14 protein-coding genes and 1 pseudogene are annotated in these 17,218 nt (G+C 71.0%); 8 read left to right on the top strand and 7 right to left on the bottom strand.

The window, feature by feature from the left end:
• Positions 1-15: 15 nt before the first annotated feature.
• The gene (locus EG812_RS29140; RefSeq protein ID WP_158632549.1) at positions 16-300 is read right to left on the bottom strand and encodes a YxzC family protein; all 285 of its coding nucleotides are present in this window, start codon (positions 298-300) and stop codon (positions 16-18) included.
• A gap of 167 nt (positions 301-467) precedes the next feature.
• Here EG812_RS29140 and EG812_RS26460 point away from each other — a divergent pair, with 167 nt between their 5' ends.
• Positions 468-1,118, top strand: coding sequence for a hypothetical protein (locus tag EG812_RS26460; protein WP_126713169.1), 651 nt, complete (start codon positions 468-470; stop codon positions 1,116-1,118).
• 313 nt (positions 1,119-1,431) lie between these two features.
• Here the strand turns inward: EG812_RS26460 and EG812_RS29815 are convergent, their stop codons facing one another.
• The 3 genes from EG812_RS29815 to EG812_RS29805 all read right to left on the bottom strand — a co-directional run bounded on the left by EG812_RS29815 (position 1,432) and on the right by EG812_RS29805 (position 2,522).
• Positions 1,432-1,614 (bottom strand): hypothetical protein, encoded by a 183-nt coding sequence (locus tag EG812_RS29815; RefSeq protein WP_233579650.1) that lies wholly within the window; start codon positions 1,612-1,614, stop codon positions 1,432-1,434.
• Between the two features lie 6 nt (positions 1,615-1,620).
• Positions 1,621-1,830 (bottom strand): hypothetical protein, encoded by a 210-nt coding sequence (locus EG812_RS29810; protein WP_233579649.1) that lies wholly within the window; start codon positions 1,828-1,830, stop codon positions 1,621-1,623.
• Between the two features lie 146 nt (positions 1,831-1,976).
• On the bottom strand, positions 1,977-2,522 hold the full coding sequence (locus EG812_RS29805) for a hypothetical protein (RefSeq protein WP_233579647.1): 546 nt from the start codon (positions 2,520-2,522) through the stop codon (positions 1,977-1,979).
• A 367-nt stretch (positions 2,523-2,889) separates the two neighbouring features.
• Here EG812_RS29805 and EG812_RS29800 point away from each other — a divergent pair.
• The 5 genes and pseudogenes from EG812_RS29800 to EG812_RS26430 form a co-directional block, all read left to right on the top strand.
• A pseudogene (locus tag EG812_RS29800) lies at positions 2,890-3,246 on the top strand (transposase); the annotation flags it as partial.
• 336 nt (positions 3,247-3,582) lie between these two features.
• Positions 3,583-4,512 (top strand): ABC transporter ATP-binding protein, encoded by a 930-nt coding sequence (locus EG812_RS26445; RefSeq protein WP_126713168.1) that lies wholly within the window; start codon positions 3,583-3,585, stop codon positions 4,510-4,512.
• Positions 4,509-5,231, top strand: a complete 723-nt coding sequence (locus EG812_RS26440) for an ABC transporter ATP-binding protein (protein ID WP_126713167.1) — start codon at positions 4,509-4,511, stop codon at positions 5,229-5,231. Before EG812_RS26445 ends, EG812_RS26440 begins: the two co-directional genes overlap by 4 nt.
• 8 nt (positions 5,232-5,239) lie before the next feature.
• Positions 5,240-8,401 (top strand): FtsX-like permease family protein, encoded by a 3,162-nt coding sequence (locus EG812_RS26435; RefSeq protein ID WP_126713166.1) that lies wholly within the window; start codon positions 5,240-5,242, stop codon positions 8,399-8,401.
• Positions 8,398-11,157, top strand: a complete 2,760-nt coding sequence (locus EG812_RS26430) for an FtsX-like permease family protein (RefSeq protein ID WP_126713165.1) — start codon at positions 8,398-8,400, stop codon at positions 11,155-11,157. Before EG812_RS26435 ends, EG812_RS26430 begins: the two co-directional genes overlap by 4 nt.
• A gap of 433 nt (positions 11,158-11,590) precedes the next feature.
• Here the strand turns inward: EG812_RS26430 and EG812_RS26425 are convergent, their stop codons facing one another.
• Positions 11,591-11,791 (bottom strand): hypothetical protein, encoded by a 201-nt coding sequence (locus EG812_RS26425; protein ID WP_126713164.1) that lies wholly within the window; start codon positions 11,789-11,791, stop codon positions 11,591-11,593.
• A gap of 55 nt (positions 11,792-11,846) precedes the next feature.
• Here EG812_RS26425 and EG812_RS26420 point away from each other — a divergent pair.
• Positions 11,847-13,015 (top strand): IS3 family transposase gene (locus tag EG812_RS26420; protein WP_126713163.1). Its coding sequence is split into 2 segments (ribosomal slippage): positions 11,847-12,131 and positions 12,134-13,015, totalling 1,167 coding nucleotides; the frame shifts between segments, so codons are not numbered across the junction.
• Between the two features lie 9 nt (positions 13,016-13,024).
• Here EG812_RS26420 and EG812_RS26415 read toward each other — a convergent pair.
• Entirely contained in the window at positions 13,025-14,476 is a 1,452-nt protein-coding gene (locus EG812_RS26415; protein ID WP_126713162.1) for a hypothetical protein, read from the bottom strand.
• 719 nt (positions 14,477-15,195) lie between these two features.
• Here EG812_RS26415 and EG812_RS26410 point away from each other — a divergent pair.
• Positions 15,196-15,954, top strand: coding sequence for an AfsR/SARP family transcriptional regulator (locus tag EG812_RS26410; protein WP_126713161.1), 759 nt, complete (start codon positions 15,196-15,198; stop codon positions 15,952-15,954).
• 12 nt (positions 15,955-15,966) lie between these two features.
• Here EG812_RS26410 and EG812_RS26405 read toward each other — a convergent pair whose 3' ends face one another.
• Complete coding sequence (locus tag EG812_RS26405) at positions 15,967-17,157, bottom strand: cytochrome P450 (RefSeq protein WP_013733063.1); 1,191 nt, start codon at positions 17,155-17,157, stop codon at positions 15,967-15,969.
• Positions 17,158-17,218: the final 61 nt, after the last annotated feature.

Raw genomic sequence — 17,218 nt, 5'->3', positions numbered from 1 at the left:
CGGGCGTGCCTGTGGTCAGGACGCCCGGGGACGGCGCGCGCGGAAGGCATGGAGCCAGTGTCGTACCTGCTCGTCGTCGTGCAGGTACGGGCCGTCCTTGGCGTGGCGCAGGTCGATGCCGTGCAGCTGAGTCAACGCCCACCAGACATCCGCGTCTTCCACACCGCCGCCATCCGGATCGGTGACCCACTGAGCTGCCCATCGGTCGACCTCGTCGCGTGACTGACCTCCGTCCAGGAGCGCCAGGAGCATCGACTCGATCTGGTCGCGATTCGGCGGCGGGTGAGGACTCAAGGACATCCCGCAACCTTGACAGATCCACAGGACGTACCACTCCCGGGTGCACGGCCGGGGCACGATCCCGGTGGAACTCAAATCCCGGCCGGTACACCGTTCCCAGTAGCGCGAACTGACTCAGGTCCTCGACCCGGACCGACCCGCTGTTCTCGATCAGCTATGTTGCCGGCGTGGAGATCCAGGTGCTGGAGGGTGCGCTCGTTGAGGTGCCGACCGCCGACGTCACGGGCATGGACCGGCGTGCGTTCGGCGAGTTCGTGGGACCAGGCGGTGAGCTCGCCTCGTACGCGTTCGGCTGGACCACCGGCTCGGACCCGCACGTCGCCCGTTTGTCCATCGGGATTGGTGCCGGCAATCCTGGCGGCGGCACCTTCCACGCCGTCATCTTCGCCAACGAGGGTACGCACGCGTTCTCGCTCGTCGACGAGCCGTTCGAGCGGGTCCCGCAGGGCGGTCCGGACCTGACCGCAGTCCAGTCACGCGCCCACGAGGACCTGCCGTTCGTCTGGTGGGTCACCGACCACGTCATGCAACACGATCGGCGAGCCTGGTGGATGCGGCACTGGCTACTGGGCACCACCTGTATCCAGACCCCTGAAGTCTTCGAACGCCACGAGCCTGTCCTGCTGATCAGTCACGACGCCGACGACGGAGTCTGGCAGCTGGTCGGAGCCACCGACGCGACAGGCAGCACCGGCAAACTCGGACACCTGCACCATGCCGTCGACGAGGACCCCAGCCTGATCGACGTCCTTGACCTACCGCCCGGACACAGCGCGACACGCGCGGGCATCGGGAAACCCTGGACGGGCGACGTCTAACGCAATCGAGGCATCTCCCCTCCGACCTTCGATCGGCCACTGGCGAACGGTGGACCAGTAACCTCATCTGGCCACACGAAGCGGTCGCGGCCGAAGGTGGCGTCGGTGACGACCGCCGACATCCGATCCTGCCGATCAGCCGAAATCGTCATGCCCGACTACTCCGGCCGGCTGCGTCACGCTCGGGAGTCGGCTGCTGGACAACCTTGAGGGTCCTACCAGGCCGTACCCCGGGCATGGGTCGGTCGAGAGCCGTTTTGAGACATCCTCATCCCGCCGATGAGCGCACGTTGTTGGCGGGGATGCCGCGGTATCAGGAGCGAGCTCGGCTCATCTCGACGTCGATGCGCCGTTGCTCAGCGTCGCGGAGCTTCAGGTAGTGCTCCACCCTGGCCTGGTTCCCGACCTTGCCGGCCGCTTCCGCGGCGGCCTGCAACACCACCAGGGGCAACCCGGGAACTTGGCGCGCCTGCCTGTCCGCCTCGGTGAACACCACATCGGCCTACTCGGCGTCTGCGGAGCCGGCCAGGAGAAACAGCTCCTCGACGTACATCCGGCCCAGGCCCACCGCCGTCCAGCCGGCCACGCCATCCAGGGCTCGGCGACACGCACGCAGCGCCTCCCACGCGGCACGGTGGCCGCCGGCCTGACGTTCCAGCTGGGCCAGGGACTGCCACGCCGAAGCGGAGTCCCAGGGATTGTCGGCAAACACGATGCTTTCCCGCTGCGCCTCGGCCGCCTCAGCGAAAGCCCCCAAATCGGCTAACTGGTATCGAAGCTGACTCAGTGTGCTCTTGTCTCGCTGGCGACCGGCTGCCCAGCGGTCCAGCCACCGGCGGGCGAGTTCACCGTCTCCCATTAGTTTGGCCCGCTGCACCCACCGAAGCGGGTCCTCGGCGGCAGGATCGGCCGGGAAACGTGACCGCTCACGTTGCGCGGCTGGCCCTCTTCGTCCAGTAGGCGCTCCAGCACATCGTTCCGTTCGGCATGCGCGCTGTCGCGCACGAAACCGACGGTGGCCTGCACCCCGGCAGCAAACAGGTGCTCAATGTCGTAGCCACACCAGGTGTCGAAGTTGGCCCGCTTCATCTCCCAGTGCAGCCACACATCCTCTACTCGTCGATGCTCCGCGAGCAGGAAGCCGACCAGCTCGGTCTCCTCAGTCAGCCCCTGGAACGGTGCCTCGCGTCGGCACAACGCCTCCTGCTCGGCCAACCAGCGCACCAGTGGAAGATCCTCTGCCCGCCGGTCGTACTGCAACGCCCACAACACCGCCGCCCGCCGCGCCGCATGACCGTCGCAGTCATAGCCATCGGCCCCCGTGGCCCGTTCATAGCGCAGCTCCCGCCACACAACCGAGGAGCCCCGCATCCGCTCCAGCTCACGCCGCGCTTCCTCCATCACCCGCCAAAGATCGCACCACGGGCGGCGTCTTGTCACGCTGGCGCGAACCGCTGTCGGGCGGGTGCGCTGTCTTGCCGCGAGGCGCGTGGTGCAAGGTGCCGCGGACGTCCAGGATTGCTTATCTGCCCGGCGGGGATGGGGTCGGCGAGCTGCTCGACGCCAGCTACCGACGTACGGGCTGCCCACCCACGGCGCCCTCATCACCGGCTACCTCATCGCCCTCACCTGGTGGACCATCCACCTCCATAGCCCACACCCTCCGACTCGCCTTCCCCTTCCACCGGACAACCCTCCACCGACTCATCAACAACCAACACCACCAAGACGACCGGTCTCCGCCGCAGGAGTATGAAGGGAACCCATCAGCAGGCCGCCCCCGGCTGGTGTCGGATACGGGCAGGTCGCCGAGTTCCGTCAGGGCCTGTCCGCACGCGGTATCGGCTACATCGTGGCGACCACGTCGTCCACCACCGCGTAACCCGGCGACGCCCACCCCGTCGAGGTTCCCTACGCCGGCGTCGGCAAGCACCTCACACCGTGCTACCTGCACCCAGCTCACAGCCTGAAGGACCTGGCGCTGGCCGACGCCACGACTCTGGTGCGCTGGTGTGCCCGGCTACCCGTACCCGACCGCGCCCGGACCGGCACCTCTGAACTGCCCGGGCACTTCTTCACGCTGCGGGTGCGTCTCGCCGGCCGGAACGTCCGACGCGGACGTCGGCGGCATCGACCGCAGCAGCCTGTGCAACCACCCCCAGTAGGACCGGGCTGACCGCCCTGCAGCGCCGCCTCGACGAGCCGCCGCACCGAGTCGTCGCCGCCCCGTCGACGCGTTCACGAGTAGACCCTCGTCCGGTACCGCAGGAAAGTCGTCCCGGGGCATGGTCAACGCCGCCGCTGGTTGCGAAACTGCTTCAATCTGGGCCAGCACGGGCAATCGGGGCTCTCGACACATCGGCAGCTATGTGTACTGGCCAGGCAACACCCTGTACCCCGGTCGGTGGGCCTGAGCACCAGCCGAGACGGGCTCGGCGTCGGCGCGACCCGGACGGAGGAAGCAATGTCCCGCACACCGCTGTCCCTGCCGCAGCCGCCCGCACGCGCGTCCGAGTTCGGCCGGGACGCGCTCATCGTTTGCGAGAACCTGGTGCGGATCTACCAGACCGGTTCCATCGAGGTGCAGGCCCTGCAGGGACTGGACCTCACCGTGGACAGCGGCGAGTTGGTCGCCGTCGTCGGGGCCTCCGGGTCGGGCAAGTCGACGCTGCTGTCCATCCTGGCCGGTATCGACGCCCCCACCGCCGGGCGGGTGCGGGTCGACCGGTGGAGCCTGTTGGGGATGTCCCGCGCGGACCGGGTGGACTACCGGCGGCACACCGTCGGGTTCGTCCGGCAGCAGACGGCGAGCAATCTGATCCCGTACCTGACCGCACGGGAGATGGTGGACCTGCCCATGACGGCGGCCCGGACCGGCAAGGAGGAGCGCCGCAAGCGTGTCGCTGAGCTGTTGGACAGCCTCGGTGTCGCCGACTGCGCCGATCGCCGCCCGGGGCAACTGTCCGGAGGGCAGCAGATGCGGGTCGCGATCGCGGTGGCACTGGCCAACCGGCCGAAAGTGCTGCTCGCCGACGAGCCGACCGGCGAGTTGGACGCCGCCACGTCCGCGGAGGTTTTCGGCGTGCTGCGGGACGTCAACCGGCGCTACGGCGTCACCGTTGTCGTGGTGACCCACGACCCGGAGGTCAGCGGCCAGGTCGAACGGACCGTCGCGATCCGGGATGGGCGTACCAGCAGCGAGGTGCTGCGCCGCACCACCACCGATGCGGTGGGTGACACGCACATGGTCGCCGAGGAGTACGCCGTGATGGACCGTGCCGGGCGGGTGCAGGTGCCCCGCGACTTCCGTCAGGCGCTGGCGCTGACCCGACGGGTCCGGTTGGCCCTGGAAGCCGACCACATCACGATCCGCCCGTCGGGCAACGGCGAATGAGCAGCGAGCCGCTGCTGCGCGTGCGCGGCGTGCATCGGCGTTTCCGCACCGGGCCGACCGTCGTGCACGCGCTGCGCGGTGTGTCGTTCGATGTGGCCGCCGGTTGCATGGTGGCGCTCGTCGGCCGGTCCGGCTCGGGCAAGACCACTCTGCTCAACGTCATCGGTGGTCTGGATCGCCCGGACGCCGGCACGGTGCACGTCGACGGCGCGGACGTCACCGCGCTCGACGAGGACGGCCTGTCCCGGCTGCGGCGGGAGAAGGTGTCGTACGTCTTCCAGAGCTTCGGGTTGATTCCGGTGCTGTCGGCGGCGGAGAACGTCGCCGCCCCGTTGCGGCTGGCCCGCGTCGCTGCGGCCGAGCGGGAGCGGCGGGTCGAGTTGCTGCTGGAGTTGGTCGGTTTGGCCGACCATGCCCGGCAGCGGCCGGCCGAGTTGTCCGGCGGGCAGCAGCAGCGGGTGGCGATCGCCCGCGCGCTGGCCGCCTCGCCCCGGCTTCTGATCGCCGACGAGCCCACCGGGCAGCTGGACGCGGAGACTGGCCTGTCGGTGATGGCTCTGCTGCGTGGGGTGGTCGAGTCCGAAGGTGTCACCGCGCTGGTGTCCACCCACGATCCGGTGATGATGGCGTTGGCCGACCGGGTGATCCGGATCCATGACGGGCACCTCCATGACGAGGCAGCCGGGCAGCCGGGCGAGCCTGTGCCGGATGCGGGGTGACGCGGGCGATGCTGAGGCTCGTTCGGCGGCGCGCCCGTGCGCAGTGGCCGTTGCTGGCGGCCCTCGTCGGGGTCGTCACCGTCGGCGCGACCCTGCTGGGCACCTGCACTCTGCTGAGCACCCGCACCACGGAGCGGGCGTTGGAGGTCGCCATGGCCCGCGCCGCCCCGGCTGCCGTCGACGTGACCGTCTACACCGGCACCGTCGAGGGCCCGGACGCGCAGTCCGTCGACGCCGACACCCGCGCCGTGCTGGCCGCCACGCTCGCACCGTTTCCGGTGACCACCACTGCGCGGGCGTCGACGGTGCTGCGGGCGTTGCCGGCCGCACTCGCTCCGGGCACCACCGTCGCGGCCCAGGCGTACCTGTCGGGGCTGGACGACCTGCCGACCCGAGCCGAGCTGGTCACCGGGCGCTGGCCGCGTGAGCGTGGTGACGCGGTGGTGTTGGAGTCCACCGCCCAGCTGATCGGCCTCACCCCCGGTCGCCGGGTGCGTCTCGGCGCCGAGTTGGCCCACGATCCCGTCCCGGCCATCGACGTGACCGTCGTCGGTGTGGTGCGCCCGTTGCCGGGGCGCGGCTGGGACCGCGACCCGCTGGCCGCGGCAGGTTCCGCCACCGGCTACCACGACGGCCGTTTCCAGCAGCCGGTCAACGCCTACGGCCCGTTCCTCGTCGACCTCGCCGACCTGCTCACCACCGGCGCCACCATCGGCCGGATGGAGGTCACCGCCCATCCGGACCTGTCCCACGCCCACCGCCGCGACCTGCAGACCGTGGCCGACGCTGTCCGCGGCGCGGACCGTCGGCTGGCCGGTACCCTCGGTGACCGTGTCCGGCTCGCACGGGTCGCCTCCGACCTGCCGCTGACCCTGCGCGCCGCCGGCGACCAACGGCACGCCACCGCCGCCCTCGTGCTCGCCATCGCCGTCCTCGGCGGTGTCCTGACCGCGACGGCACTCGTCCTCGCCGGCCGGCTGACCGCCGGCATACGCGCCGACGAAACCGCCCTCCGGACCGCCCTCGGCACCAGCCGCCGTCAACTGGCCGCCACCGCGACACTCGACGGCGGGTTCGTCGCCGCCGTCGCCGTCGTGCTCGCGATACCGGCCTCGTCGGCCCTGCACGCCGGCCTGACCCACCTGCCTCCCCTGGACGACGCCGACCTCACCACCACGCCGACCGTCACCGCCGCCCAGGTCCTCGCGATCGTCGCCGGCGCGCTGGTCCTCGCCGCGGTCCTCACCGTCCTGGCGATCCGACCCGGTCCGGCACCCGGGGACCGCCGCACCCGCCGCGAACTGCTGGCCCGATCCGGCGCCGACCTGATCCTCGCCGCACTCGCCGCCACCGCATGGTGGCAGCTGTACGCGCAGCCCACCACCGCCAGCCCCCGCGCCGACACGGTCCGCATCCTCGCACCGGCGTTGCTGCTCACCACCGGCGCCGCCCTGGCGCTGCGGGTGGTACTGCCCGCCCTGCGCGGCACCGACCGGCTGGCGTACCGGACCCGTGGGCTGGCGCTGACGCTGGCGGCCGCCGAGGCCGCCCGCCGACCCCAGGCCGTCGCCGCCGGGCTCCTCGTCGCTCTGGCCTGCGCTGCCGCAACCTTCGGTCTCGCCTTCGACACCACCTGGCACCAGTCGCAGCGTGACCAGGCCGCGCTCGCCGTCGGCACCGACCTGGCAGTGTCCCTCGACGCGACGCCCGTGCCCGGCGACGGCGCGAACCTCGCCGCAGCCACCGCCGGCACGGTGAGTCCCGTCCTCGACCGGGGTACCGCCGTCGGTCAGTGGCTCGGCACCGCCGGCGACGCACCACGCCTGGTCGCCGTCGACACCACCCGCGCCGACGCGCTGCTGCGCGGACGCCTCGACCACGACCGCACCTGGACGGACGTCGGCGCACCACTCGCCCCACCCACCCCGGTCACCGGCCTGCCCGTGGCAGCCGGCGCCCCACTCGTCCTGAGCGGCACCGCGACCGGCCCCATCCCACTCACCGTGACACCCCAGCTGCTGCTGCAGGACGCCACCGGTCTGCGCACACCCTGCACCGGTCCCCCCGTGCCGCTCGACGGCCGCGAGCACCGGCTGCCCGCATGCGCGACCGCCGACGGACTGCACCTCGTCGCGGTGTCCCTGCCGGTCACCGCCGGCCCCGAAGCCACCGTCGGCAGCCCCATCGGCATCGCCGTCACCCTCACCGTGCCGCCCACCACATCGGCGGACGGATCGCCGTGGACGGCCACGTCCGCGCCGCCGATCCCGACCAAGTTGCGCGACCCGACCGTCGTGCTCTCCGCCACGGCGACGGGAACCGCGCTGCAGATGGCGGCGACCGTCGACCTCGGCGACGCGGACGCCGCCCGCACCCTCGTCGCCACCGCCTTCCCCGACCCTGGCCCGGTGCCCGTCGCCGTCGGCACCCGCTTCGCCACCGCGGTCGGCGCCGACATCGGCAGCCAACTCAGCATCACCGTCGGCACCACGCCCGTCCCGATCGTCGTCACCGAGGTCGTGCCGGCCGTACCGTCCGCCCCCGGCGCCGCCGCCGTCCTGGCCGACCTGGACACGCTGTCCCGCGCCCGCGCCGTCACCGGCGACCTGACATTCCCGGTCGACGCCTGGTGGGTCGGCCACCCCACCGACCCCGGTGCCGCCGAGCGGGCCACCGCCCTGCACCTGGGCACCGTCACCACCCGCGACGCGGAAACCGCCCGTCTCACCAGCGGCCCGCTGCACGCCGCGCTGCCCGCCGCACTCCGGCTCGTCGTCCCCGCCTCGGCCCTGCTGCTGCTCGCCGGCATCGTCGCGCACGTGACCTGCGATCTGCAGGTCCGCGCCGTAGAGGTGGCGCGGCTACGTGGCCTGGGGATGACCCGACGCGGCATCCGGGCCGTACTCCTCGGCCAGCACGCCGTCATCCTGCTGCCCCTGCTCGCCGCGGGCACGGCCGTCGGCGCACTCGCCACCCGCCTCGTCGCTCCCCTGCTCGTACGCTCCGACACCGGCGCCGCACCCATCCCGGCCGCCCAACCGCACTGGCCGTGGCCGGCCGAGGCCGCGCTGCTCGCCGTCCTGCTGGCCGGCTGCCTGCTGACGGTCGCCGCGGTGGTCAGCGTCCAGGTCCGCCGGGCCGACGCCGCGCACCTGCGGGTGGCGCCGTGAACCGGTGGCTGACCCGCCGGTGGCCGGCGCCGCACTGGCCCAGCGTCCGTGGCCGTGGCCGTACCGACGCGGGCGCGCTGCTGCTCACCGCCTGCGTCATCGCCGTCGTCGCGCTGCTCGCCGCAGCCGTGCCGGCGCTGCTGCGTGCCGCCGCCGACGACGCCGTCCAGGACACGGTCCGCCGCGCCGGCAACGAGTCGCACCTCCTCGTGCACGCCGACTGGGAACGCGACGCCGGCCCGACCGGCGGACGGCTGCGGATATCCCGCCTCGCCGACGACGTCGACGACCTCCGCGCCCGGGCGACCTACACGCTCGGACCCGACCTGGACGCCGCGCTGCTGCCGTCCATCGCCGTGGTCAACAGCCCGATCCTGCGCATCACCGACGGCAACCTGCCGCGTACCGTCCAGCTCACCTACCTGGCCGATGACCTCGGCGGCCCGGACGTGACCTGGATCGCCGGCAGCGCACCCGGCCCCACGATCCCCGAACGGTCCATCGAGATCCCCTACCACGGGCCACCCTGGCCGGTGCAGGTCGGCCTCTCCGAGGCCGACGCCGCCGCCCTCCAGGTCGGCCCCGGCGACCGCATCCCGGCCGAGGACGACCACGGACGCGACAAGGACATCCGGATCAGCGGGATCTACCGCCCCGCCGACAACGCCGACCCTGCCTGGCGACTCGCCCCGGCGCTGCTGCGCCCCGTGCCCAGCGCCGACGGCCCAGGCACCACCCGCGTCGCCGCCCTGCTGTCACGCGAGTCGCTACCCGACGCCCGACTCGCCTTCGACCAGGACCAGCTGCGGCGCACCGTCCACTTCGCCCCCGCACCCGACGCGCTCACCTGGGACGCCACCACGACGCTCGCCAGCCAGGTGGTCAAACTCAAGGCATCCTCCGGCTCATCAGCCGCCCGCGACGGCTCCCTGAAGTGGGAATCGCAGCTCGACACCGTCCTGCGCGACGCCCGCACCCAGATCAGCGCCGCCTTCACCCAGGCCGCCGTCCTGCTCGCCGCAGTCCTGACCGCCACCGTACTGGTCCTGCTGCTCGCCGCCGACCTGCTGGTCCGCCGCCGTACCCCGGCGCTGAGCGCCGCCCGGCAACGCGGTGCGGCGCTACCCGACCTCGGCGCGGAACTGATCATCGAGTCCACCGTGGTGTCCCTGTCGGCCGCCGCCGTCGGCCTCGCACTCGCCCACACCACCGCACCCGGTGCCTCCTGGACCTGGACCATTCCCGTGGTCCTGGCCGGCGCCATCGCCGGGCCGACGTTCGGCACCCTCGCCGCCGCCCGCGCCAGCCGCGACCGACACCAACCCGTCAACCCGGCCGCTCGGCGCTGGATCCTGACCACCGGCCGGCTGCGCCGCGCCGCCGTCGAAGCCGCCGTGCTGATCGCCGCGGTCGCCGCCGTCGGCACCCTGCACCAGCGCGGACTCCTGCCCGACGCCTCCCACGGCGACACCGGTGAGCTGACCGGCGACCTGGTCCTCCCGATCAGCGCCGTCGCCCTGGGCGCGCTCGCCGGCGCACTCGTCGTGCTGCGGCTGCTGCCTGTCGGATTACGGATCGTCCTCCGACAGGCGCTGCGCTCGCGCCGCCCGCTGGCCGTGTTCGGCGCTGCCCGGGCGGCCACCACCGCCGCACGCGCGCTGCCGCTGCTGGTGCTCGTCAGCGCCACGGCGCTCGCATCGTTCGCACTTGTCGTCGGCGCCACCATCACCCGAGGTCTCGATGACGGCGCATGGCACACCACCGGTGCCGACGCCCGCCTCGACATCAGCAGCGACGTCCAGGACGCGACCCCCGCACTCGCCGAACGCATCGCCGCCGCACCCGGGATAGAGCAGGTCGTCGCCGCACAGGTAACCGACTCCGCACCGCTCTTCACCGAATCGACACTGTTCACCCCACGCCTGGTCATCGTGGACGCCGCCGCGTTCGGGCGCCTCCTGGCCACCACCCCGCTACCCGACGCCCCGGCACTGTCCCAGCTCACAGCACCCGGACCTGACCCCGCCGGCGTGCCCGCGCTGGTCCGATCGAGCACCGGCGACCTGCACACCGGCACGCGGCTGCAACTGTCCCGCGACAACGGCCCGACGATCCGGCTCACCGCGGTCGGCACCGCGCCCCCCGTCGGCGGCGCCGGCGACGTCGTCATCGTGGACGCCGCTGCCCTCGCCGAGGCCGGGCTGCCCGCCGTACCCAACACCATCTGGGTGACCGGACCCGGCACGGCACAGGCCGTGTCGGACAGCGGCGTCCCCGCCGGCATCGTGCTGCGCACCGACATCCTGCAGGCGCAACGAGTGGCGCCGCTGACCGCAGGAACACTACGGCTGGCATGGACGACCGCTGCGGTGCTGCTGGCGCTGGGACTGCTCGGCCTCACGCTCGCCGCCGCCGCCGGTGCGCAGGAACGGTGGCAGACCCTGACCCGACTGCGGACCCTCGGCCTGCGGCCACGCGACGCCCGCTGGGTCGCCGCAGGAGAACTGCTGCCACCGGTCGTGGTCGCCGCGGTGTGCGGCCCGCTACTCGGGGCCCTGCTCGCGCACCTGACGCTCGGCCCGCTCGAGCTACAGCTGCTCACCGGTCAAGCCGCCGACCCGGCGACGGTCCTGCCGTGGTGGCTGCTCGGCCTGACAGGTGTGGCGCTGGTGGCGGCGGCCACCGCAGTCGTCCCGGTCGAGGCGGCGCTGCGGCGACACGACCGGCTCAGCGAGGTACTCCGCGCCGGTGAGTAACCGGCTCATGCTGCCACGATGGCAAGGCGTCGAGGGCCACCAGCGCGCAGGCGGACGCGCATGAAGTCGCCTCGGGGCCCGGTATGCGGCCGTTCCCGCCAGCGTCGCCGGCCCTCAATCGCCTCAGCCACCGAGTGCGCGCTTGACGTTGACGGGCCGATGGTCGGCGTCCGGTCAGTCGGTGCAGAAGTCCGAGTCCCAGCCCCCGGAGCAGTCCAGATTGCATCGGAGGGCCGCCTACCCGCCGAGCAGACGCGGCGATCGCGCCGCCCGGGTTGACCAGGCTGGACACGGGCCGTCTTGATCCGGAGAACGAACAGTTCGGCAAATGACCGGGTGGGCCACTTTGTCCTCCGTCGGCTGATGCGCGACACACGTCCGTCAACTGATCTGCGACGTGGGCGCAAGGCCGGTGCAAGAGTCGGTGCGAGTGCTAGCCGTGGCTCGGGGCGTCCCACAACTCCGGGTGTTGATAGTGATTGCGAGCACCAGCCTTCAGGACCGCGCGAAGCGTGGCAAAGTGCTCCGTTTCCGGCGGTAGGTCCAGGCGGTTCAGCAGCGTGAGCGCCGCCGCTGGTTCGAGGTCGCCGTAGAAGTCGTGGTAGCTGGTCAGCAAGCCCCGGGTCTGCTGCACCGGTAGGTGACATCTGAGTTGGCTTGCCTTGTTGGCGGGCTGGAAGGATGTCGCTGTGCCCAAGCCCTACCCTCGTGAGTTCCGCGATGATGTCGTTCGGGTGGCCCGTGACCGTGATCCGGGCGTGACGGTCGAGCAGGTCGCGAAGGACTTCGGGGTGCACCCGATGACGTTGTTCAAGTGGTTGCGCCAGGCTGACGTCGAGGCTGGCGCGAAGCCCGGCACGACCAGCGGTGAGTCGGCCGAGTTGCGCGAGGCCCGCAAGCGGATCAAGCTCCTCGAACAGGAGAACGAGGTCCTGCGCCGGGCCGCGGCCTACCTGTCGCAGGCGAATCTGCCGGGAAAAGGCTCTACCCGCTCGTGAGCGAGCTGGCCGCCGACGGGATCCCCGTCGCGGTGACGTGCCGGGTGTTGAAGATCGCTCGCCAGCCCTACTACCGGTGGCTGGCCCGACCCGTCGCCAGCGCCGAGGAGGTGGCGGCGTACCGGGCCAACGCGTTGTTCGACGCCCACCGTGACGATCCGGAGTTCGGCTACCGGTTCCTGGCCGACGAGGCCCGCGACGCCGGGCAGCCGATGGCTGATCGCACGGCGTGGCGGATCTGTTCCGGTAACGGCTGGTGGAGCGCGTTCGGCAAGCGCAAGCGTCGCGGCAAGGTCGGCAAGGCAGGCCCACCAGTGCACGACGACCTCGTGCGCCGCGACTTCACCGCCGACGGCCCGAACCGGCTGTGGCTGGCCGACATCACCGAGCACCACACCGCCGAGGGCAAGCTCTACCTCTGCGCGATCAAGGACGCCTGGTCCAACCGGATCGTCGGCTACTCCATCGACTCGCGGATGAAGTCCCGCCTGGCCGTCACCGCGCTGGACAACGCCGCCGCCAGACGCGCCGACCTGGACGGCTGCATTCTGCACACCGACCGCGGATCCCAATTCCGATCCAGGAAGTTCGTTCGAGCCCTCAGCCGTCACCGCATGGTCGGATCGATGGGCCGCGTCGGCGCCGCCGGCGACAACGCCGCCATGGAGTCCTTCTTCGGACTCCTGCAGAACAACGTCCTCAACCGGCGAACGTGGGCCACCCGCCAGCAACTACGGGCAGCGATCGTGACCTGGACCGAACGGACCTACCACCGTCGCCGTCGGCAGCGGTCGCTGTCCCGGTTGACCCCCATCGAGTTCGAGACCATCATGACGCCACCGGCCAGTCAGGCCGCGTGACTACACCTGTCACCTCTCGGTGCAGCAGACCCCCTTGAACAGCGCCGGGTGCAGCTCGGTTACGGCGGCGACGGCCTCATAGACATCGTGTTTGTAGGCCCAGCGTACGGGCCCCGAGCACGCGAGAATTCGGGCTGCCCTGCGGTGCAGGGGGCCGGTGGCCAGCGCGCTCAGGCCCAATCCAGCCCGTAGGTAGCGCACGTCGTCGCCGAGCAGCGCTGCGAACGCCACGCCCGCAGTCTTTTGATCTTCGAACCAGTCAACCCATAGTGAGTACTGCAGCTGCTCGCTTGCGTCGGGGGCTTCCAGGCGCTGCCGGTAGCCAGCCCAAAAGGCTTCGCTGATCCCCGCGTCGGCCTGGTCAGCGATGAAGTGACGGAGCTCGACGGTCACCCAGTATTCGTCAAGTAGGTCGAGAAGCCCAAGACCTAATCGGAGCCGCTCCCCCGGGGCTAGACGGTCCTCGTCCAGCATGGCGGTCGTCCACCCGTGGGCAAGATCGTTGTCGCTGTGCTCCAGGTCGCCCGACGGCAGACTCTGCCGCCATCGCCCGGGACCTAACTGTGTCACGCCCTGCTCGGCGAGCCAGCGCAGCGCCTCGTTCGCCTCCGGTGTGTGCACGCCAACAGCATGGACGATGCCGCCCACCCGCTGCCCCTTCACCGGATCCCAGTTCGAGGCGTTCCGCAGGAGATCGAACATGAGCCGGGCGTGTGGCTTCAACACCCCCTTGTTCGAGTAGTCCACCTCGCGGAACAGCAGTTGTCGTTGGCCGGTGCCGATCTCCCGGTCGAGCATCCGCCGCAGCGACCGCTCGACCTGAGCCGTGAGATCGTCTGCCGGCCGGTCGACCAGCAGCGCAAGCGCACGATGCAGAGCGGCCTCGGCGTCTTCAAGGTATAGGTAGTCTGAACCGGTCGGAAGGCGCTGCCTGGTCAGGTCGATGCCGTAGCGGAAGTCCACACCGACCAGGTCGACCCCGGAGAAGTCGTTGCCATGGAACTCGTTGGATTCCCGCAGAGCGAGCGTCCGGTACCCCGGTGGCTCCGGCTGCCCTTGCTCGGCAAGGAACGCCAGATTGCTCGTGAATCGCTCGGCGGAGCCGGGCGGTGGGGCGCCCCAGAAGGTCGTCGACTTGATCCGCCCTGTGAACGCGCATTCAACAAGCTCCAGGTAATCCGCCGTCAAGTCGCGGATCTCCGCGTTCCGGAAGGTGCAGCCGATAAACCGCGAATATCCGGCCGTGCCGGTGAGCACCGCGCCGTCGAAGGAACACTCGACGTACTGCGACAGCTCCATGCCGGAGCCCAGCGCCACATACTGAAACCGGAGCCCGTCGAAGCGGCACCGCTCGAAGCGGGTGCCGACAGCGACGAGTTCGGTCAGCCCTTGCGTGGAGTAGTCGACTCCGACGATCTCCTCGTGCTCGATGACCAACCGGTTGACCTGCTCACGTGCCATGATTCATCCTTGCCACCCGCACCCGCTATGTCTTCCAGTTGTAGAGGGCGTAGTCGCACGTCTCGTAGTCACCTCCCTTGTCGACGTGCCGCTTCTTAGATCCGATCGGAGATGTCACGCTGCCCGCTTCGACCGGCCCTGCGAGCGCCTAACACAGCCGACTGCCGGCCGCACCGCCGCGTTCCAGCAGCGCCGCCAGCTGAGCCGGGACAATCCCGCGAACCGCACGCTGCCGTCCTGGGGTGGGCAAGGCGTTCGATGCCGAACGCCTTGCCCAGCGCGGCGACCTGGGCTTCGCTGACGCCCCCGGCGCGGACCTGACAGGTCGGCAGTTCAGCGGTCGCGGCGGCGGCGACCGGGAGCGAGGGTCGCGGCTCCTGTCGTGCCGGCGACGGTCAAGCCGAGGCCGAGCTGCCGCCACGGGCTGCGGAATCGTTGATGTGGCATGGGAACCTCCCGTTCGACGAGGGCAGCGCGAACCGCGCCACCAGCATGACGACAGAGGTCGCCACCGAATACACGGTCGGTCAGCCCGACCCCTGCCGTCCGCTGCTCGGGCGTCGCTCGACGGCCCACCCCACCGGTTGCCGTCCTCGCAGGAACGTCTCGTCCTGGCTGCAGCTGTCACCACGCACCCCGGGTCCGTACGCAATTTCTCTGATGTCCCGGGCAATGGTGAGCGGCCAGAATACGGTGGCCGCCGACCTGCGGAGGAAACCATGCGCTACCAGTTGCTCGGAGCATTGCGGATCGCCGATCCCGCACCTCGCACGATTACCGCGCCGAAGGTGGAAACGCTGTTCGCCACGCTCCTCATCCGGGCCAACCACACCGTCACCACCGACGAACTCATCGCTGAGCTGTGGGGCGAGAACCCTCCCCGCCACGCCCGCACCGCGCTGCACGTCTACGTTTCGCAGATCCGCAAGCAGATCCCGAGCCCGCGCCCCGGCGCAGCGGTGCTGCACACGAAGCCGCAGGGCTACCAGATGGAGGTCGACGAGAACCTCGTCGATGCTGTCGAGTTGCAGCGGATGCACGCGCTGGGCAGGTCGTTGCTGGAAACCGACCCGGAGGCGGCCCTGGTCCCGCTGCGCCGCGCGGTCGGGCTGTTCCGGGGTCCCGTGCTCGCCGGCATCCGCAACGGCCTCGTGGTCGGTAACTTCGCCGAATGGGCCGAGGAGGTCCGGGTGGACTGCCTGCACGCCATTGGGCGGGCGGCACTGGCCACGAACCGGCATCGGGAGCTCATCGGCGAACTCGTGCAGTGGGTCGAGGAGCACCCACTGCACGAGCCGCTGCGGGAGGTGTTGATGGTGGCGCTCACCCGGGCCGGTCGCCGCGCCGAGGCGTTGGCGGCGTACCAGTCGACGCGGCGGGTGCTGCACGAGGAGCTGGGGCTTGAGCCTGGTGAGGCGATGCGCCGGCTTCAACTCGCGATCCTGAGTGCCGATGTGGGTCTGGTGCCGGCTGCCTGACGGGCCCTACGCCTACCAGGTGACTGGCAGCCGGTACACGCCCTGCACCGAGCCGCCCGGTTTCACCGGCAGCGACGACAGTGGCTCCGCCAGCGCCAGGGTGGGCAGTCGTTCGAACAGGGCCCGCAGCGTCACCTCCAGCTCGGCCCGGGCGAGGTTCTGGCCCAGGCACTGGTGGATGCCGTAGCCGAAGGCCAGGTGGTGACGGGCGCGGCGGGAGACGTCCAGCGCGTCCGGATCGGGGAAGGCGGCCGGATCCCGGTTGCTGGCGGCGGCGGGTAGGTAGACCGCGTCGCCGACGCGCAGGACATGGCCGGCGACCTCGATGGGTTCGGCGACCACCCGCTGGATCTCGTCGGCGACGGACAGGTAGCGCAGCAGCTCCTCCACCGCGTTCGGGAGCAGACTCCAGTCGGAGCGTAGGCGGTCGAGTTGTTCCGGGTTCTCCAGCAGGCCGACGATGCTCATCGTGATCATATTGGCTGTGGTCTCGTGCCCTGCCACGAGTAGGAACATGACCGTCTCTGCCAGGTCCCGCCGGGTGATCTGCCCTGTGTCGAGGTGGCTCGCGATGAGTTCGTCCAGCAGCCCCTCCCCCGGCTTGGTCTGCTTCTCCCCGATCAACGTGTCGACGTACTCGGTCAGGGCGGCGGCCGCGCCGGCCGCCTCCTGTGCGGTGCTCGAACCCAGCACCATGCGCTGGGTCTGGCTCTCGAAGAAGTCGTGGTCGGCGTACGGGACGCCCAGCAGCCGACAGATCACGGTGGACGGTACGGGCAGGGCCAGGGTGGGCACCAGGTCCACCGGCGGGCCCTCCTGCAGCACCGCGTCGAGACGGGCGCTGACGATCTCTTCTATCTCTGGGCGCATCTGCTGGGTCCGGTGGACGGTGAACGCCGCGATCAGCATGCGCCGCCGCTGGGTGTGCACCGGCGGATCCATGCCGACCAGTGGTACCAGCTTGGCGGCGGACATCCGGGGCACCAGCACCGGGAAGTCCGGTCGTAGCCGGTCGGAGGAGAGTCGCGGGTCGACCAGCAACGTCCGGGCGACGTCGTGGTCGGTCACCACCCACGCCGTACGGTCGCCCACCAGCCGGACCTGGGCCAGTGGCCCATTCTCGCGCAGGGCGGCGTAGCCCTCCGGCGGCTGGTGGGGACAGGTGCGGGTCATCGGGAACGCGGGCAGCTGGACGTCGGTCATGGCGGCCTCCTCGGTGGGTGGTCAGAACCTAGGAGAGACCGGTAAAGCCACTCTGATGACG

The sequence above is a fragment of the Verrucosispora sp. FIM060022 genome (genome assembly GCF_003977705.1).
Taxonomy (GTDB): Bacteria; Actinomycetota; Actinomycetes; order Mycobacteriales; family Micromonosporaceae; genus Micromonospora; species Micromonospora gifhornensis.
This window is presented reverse-complemented; position numbering and strand designations above follow the sequence as displayed.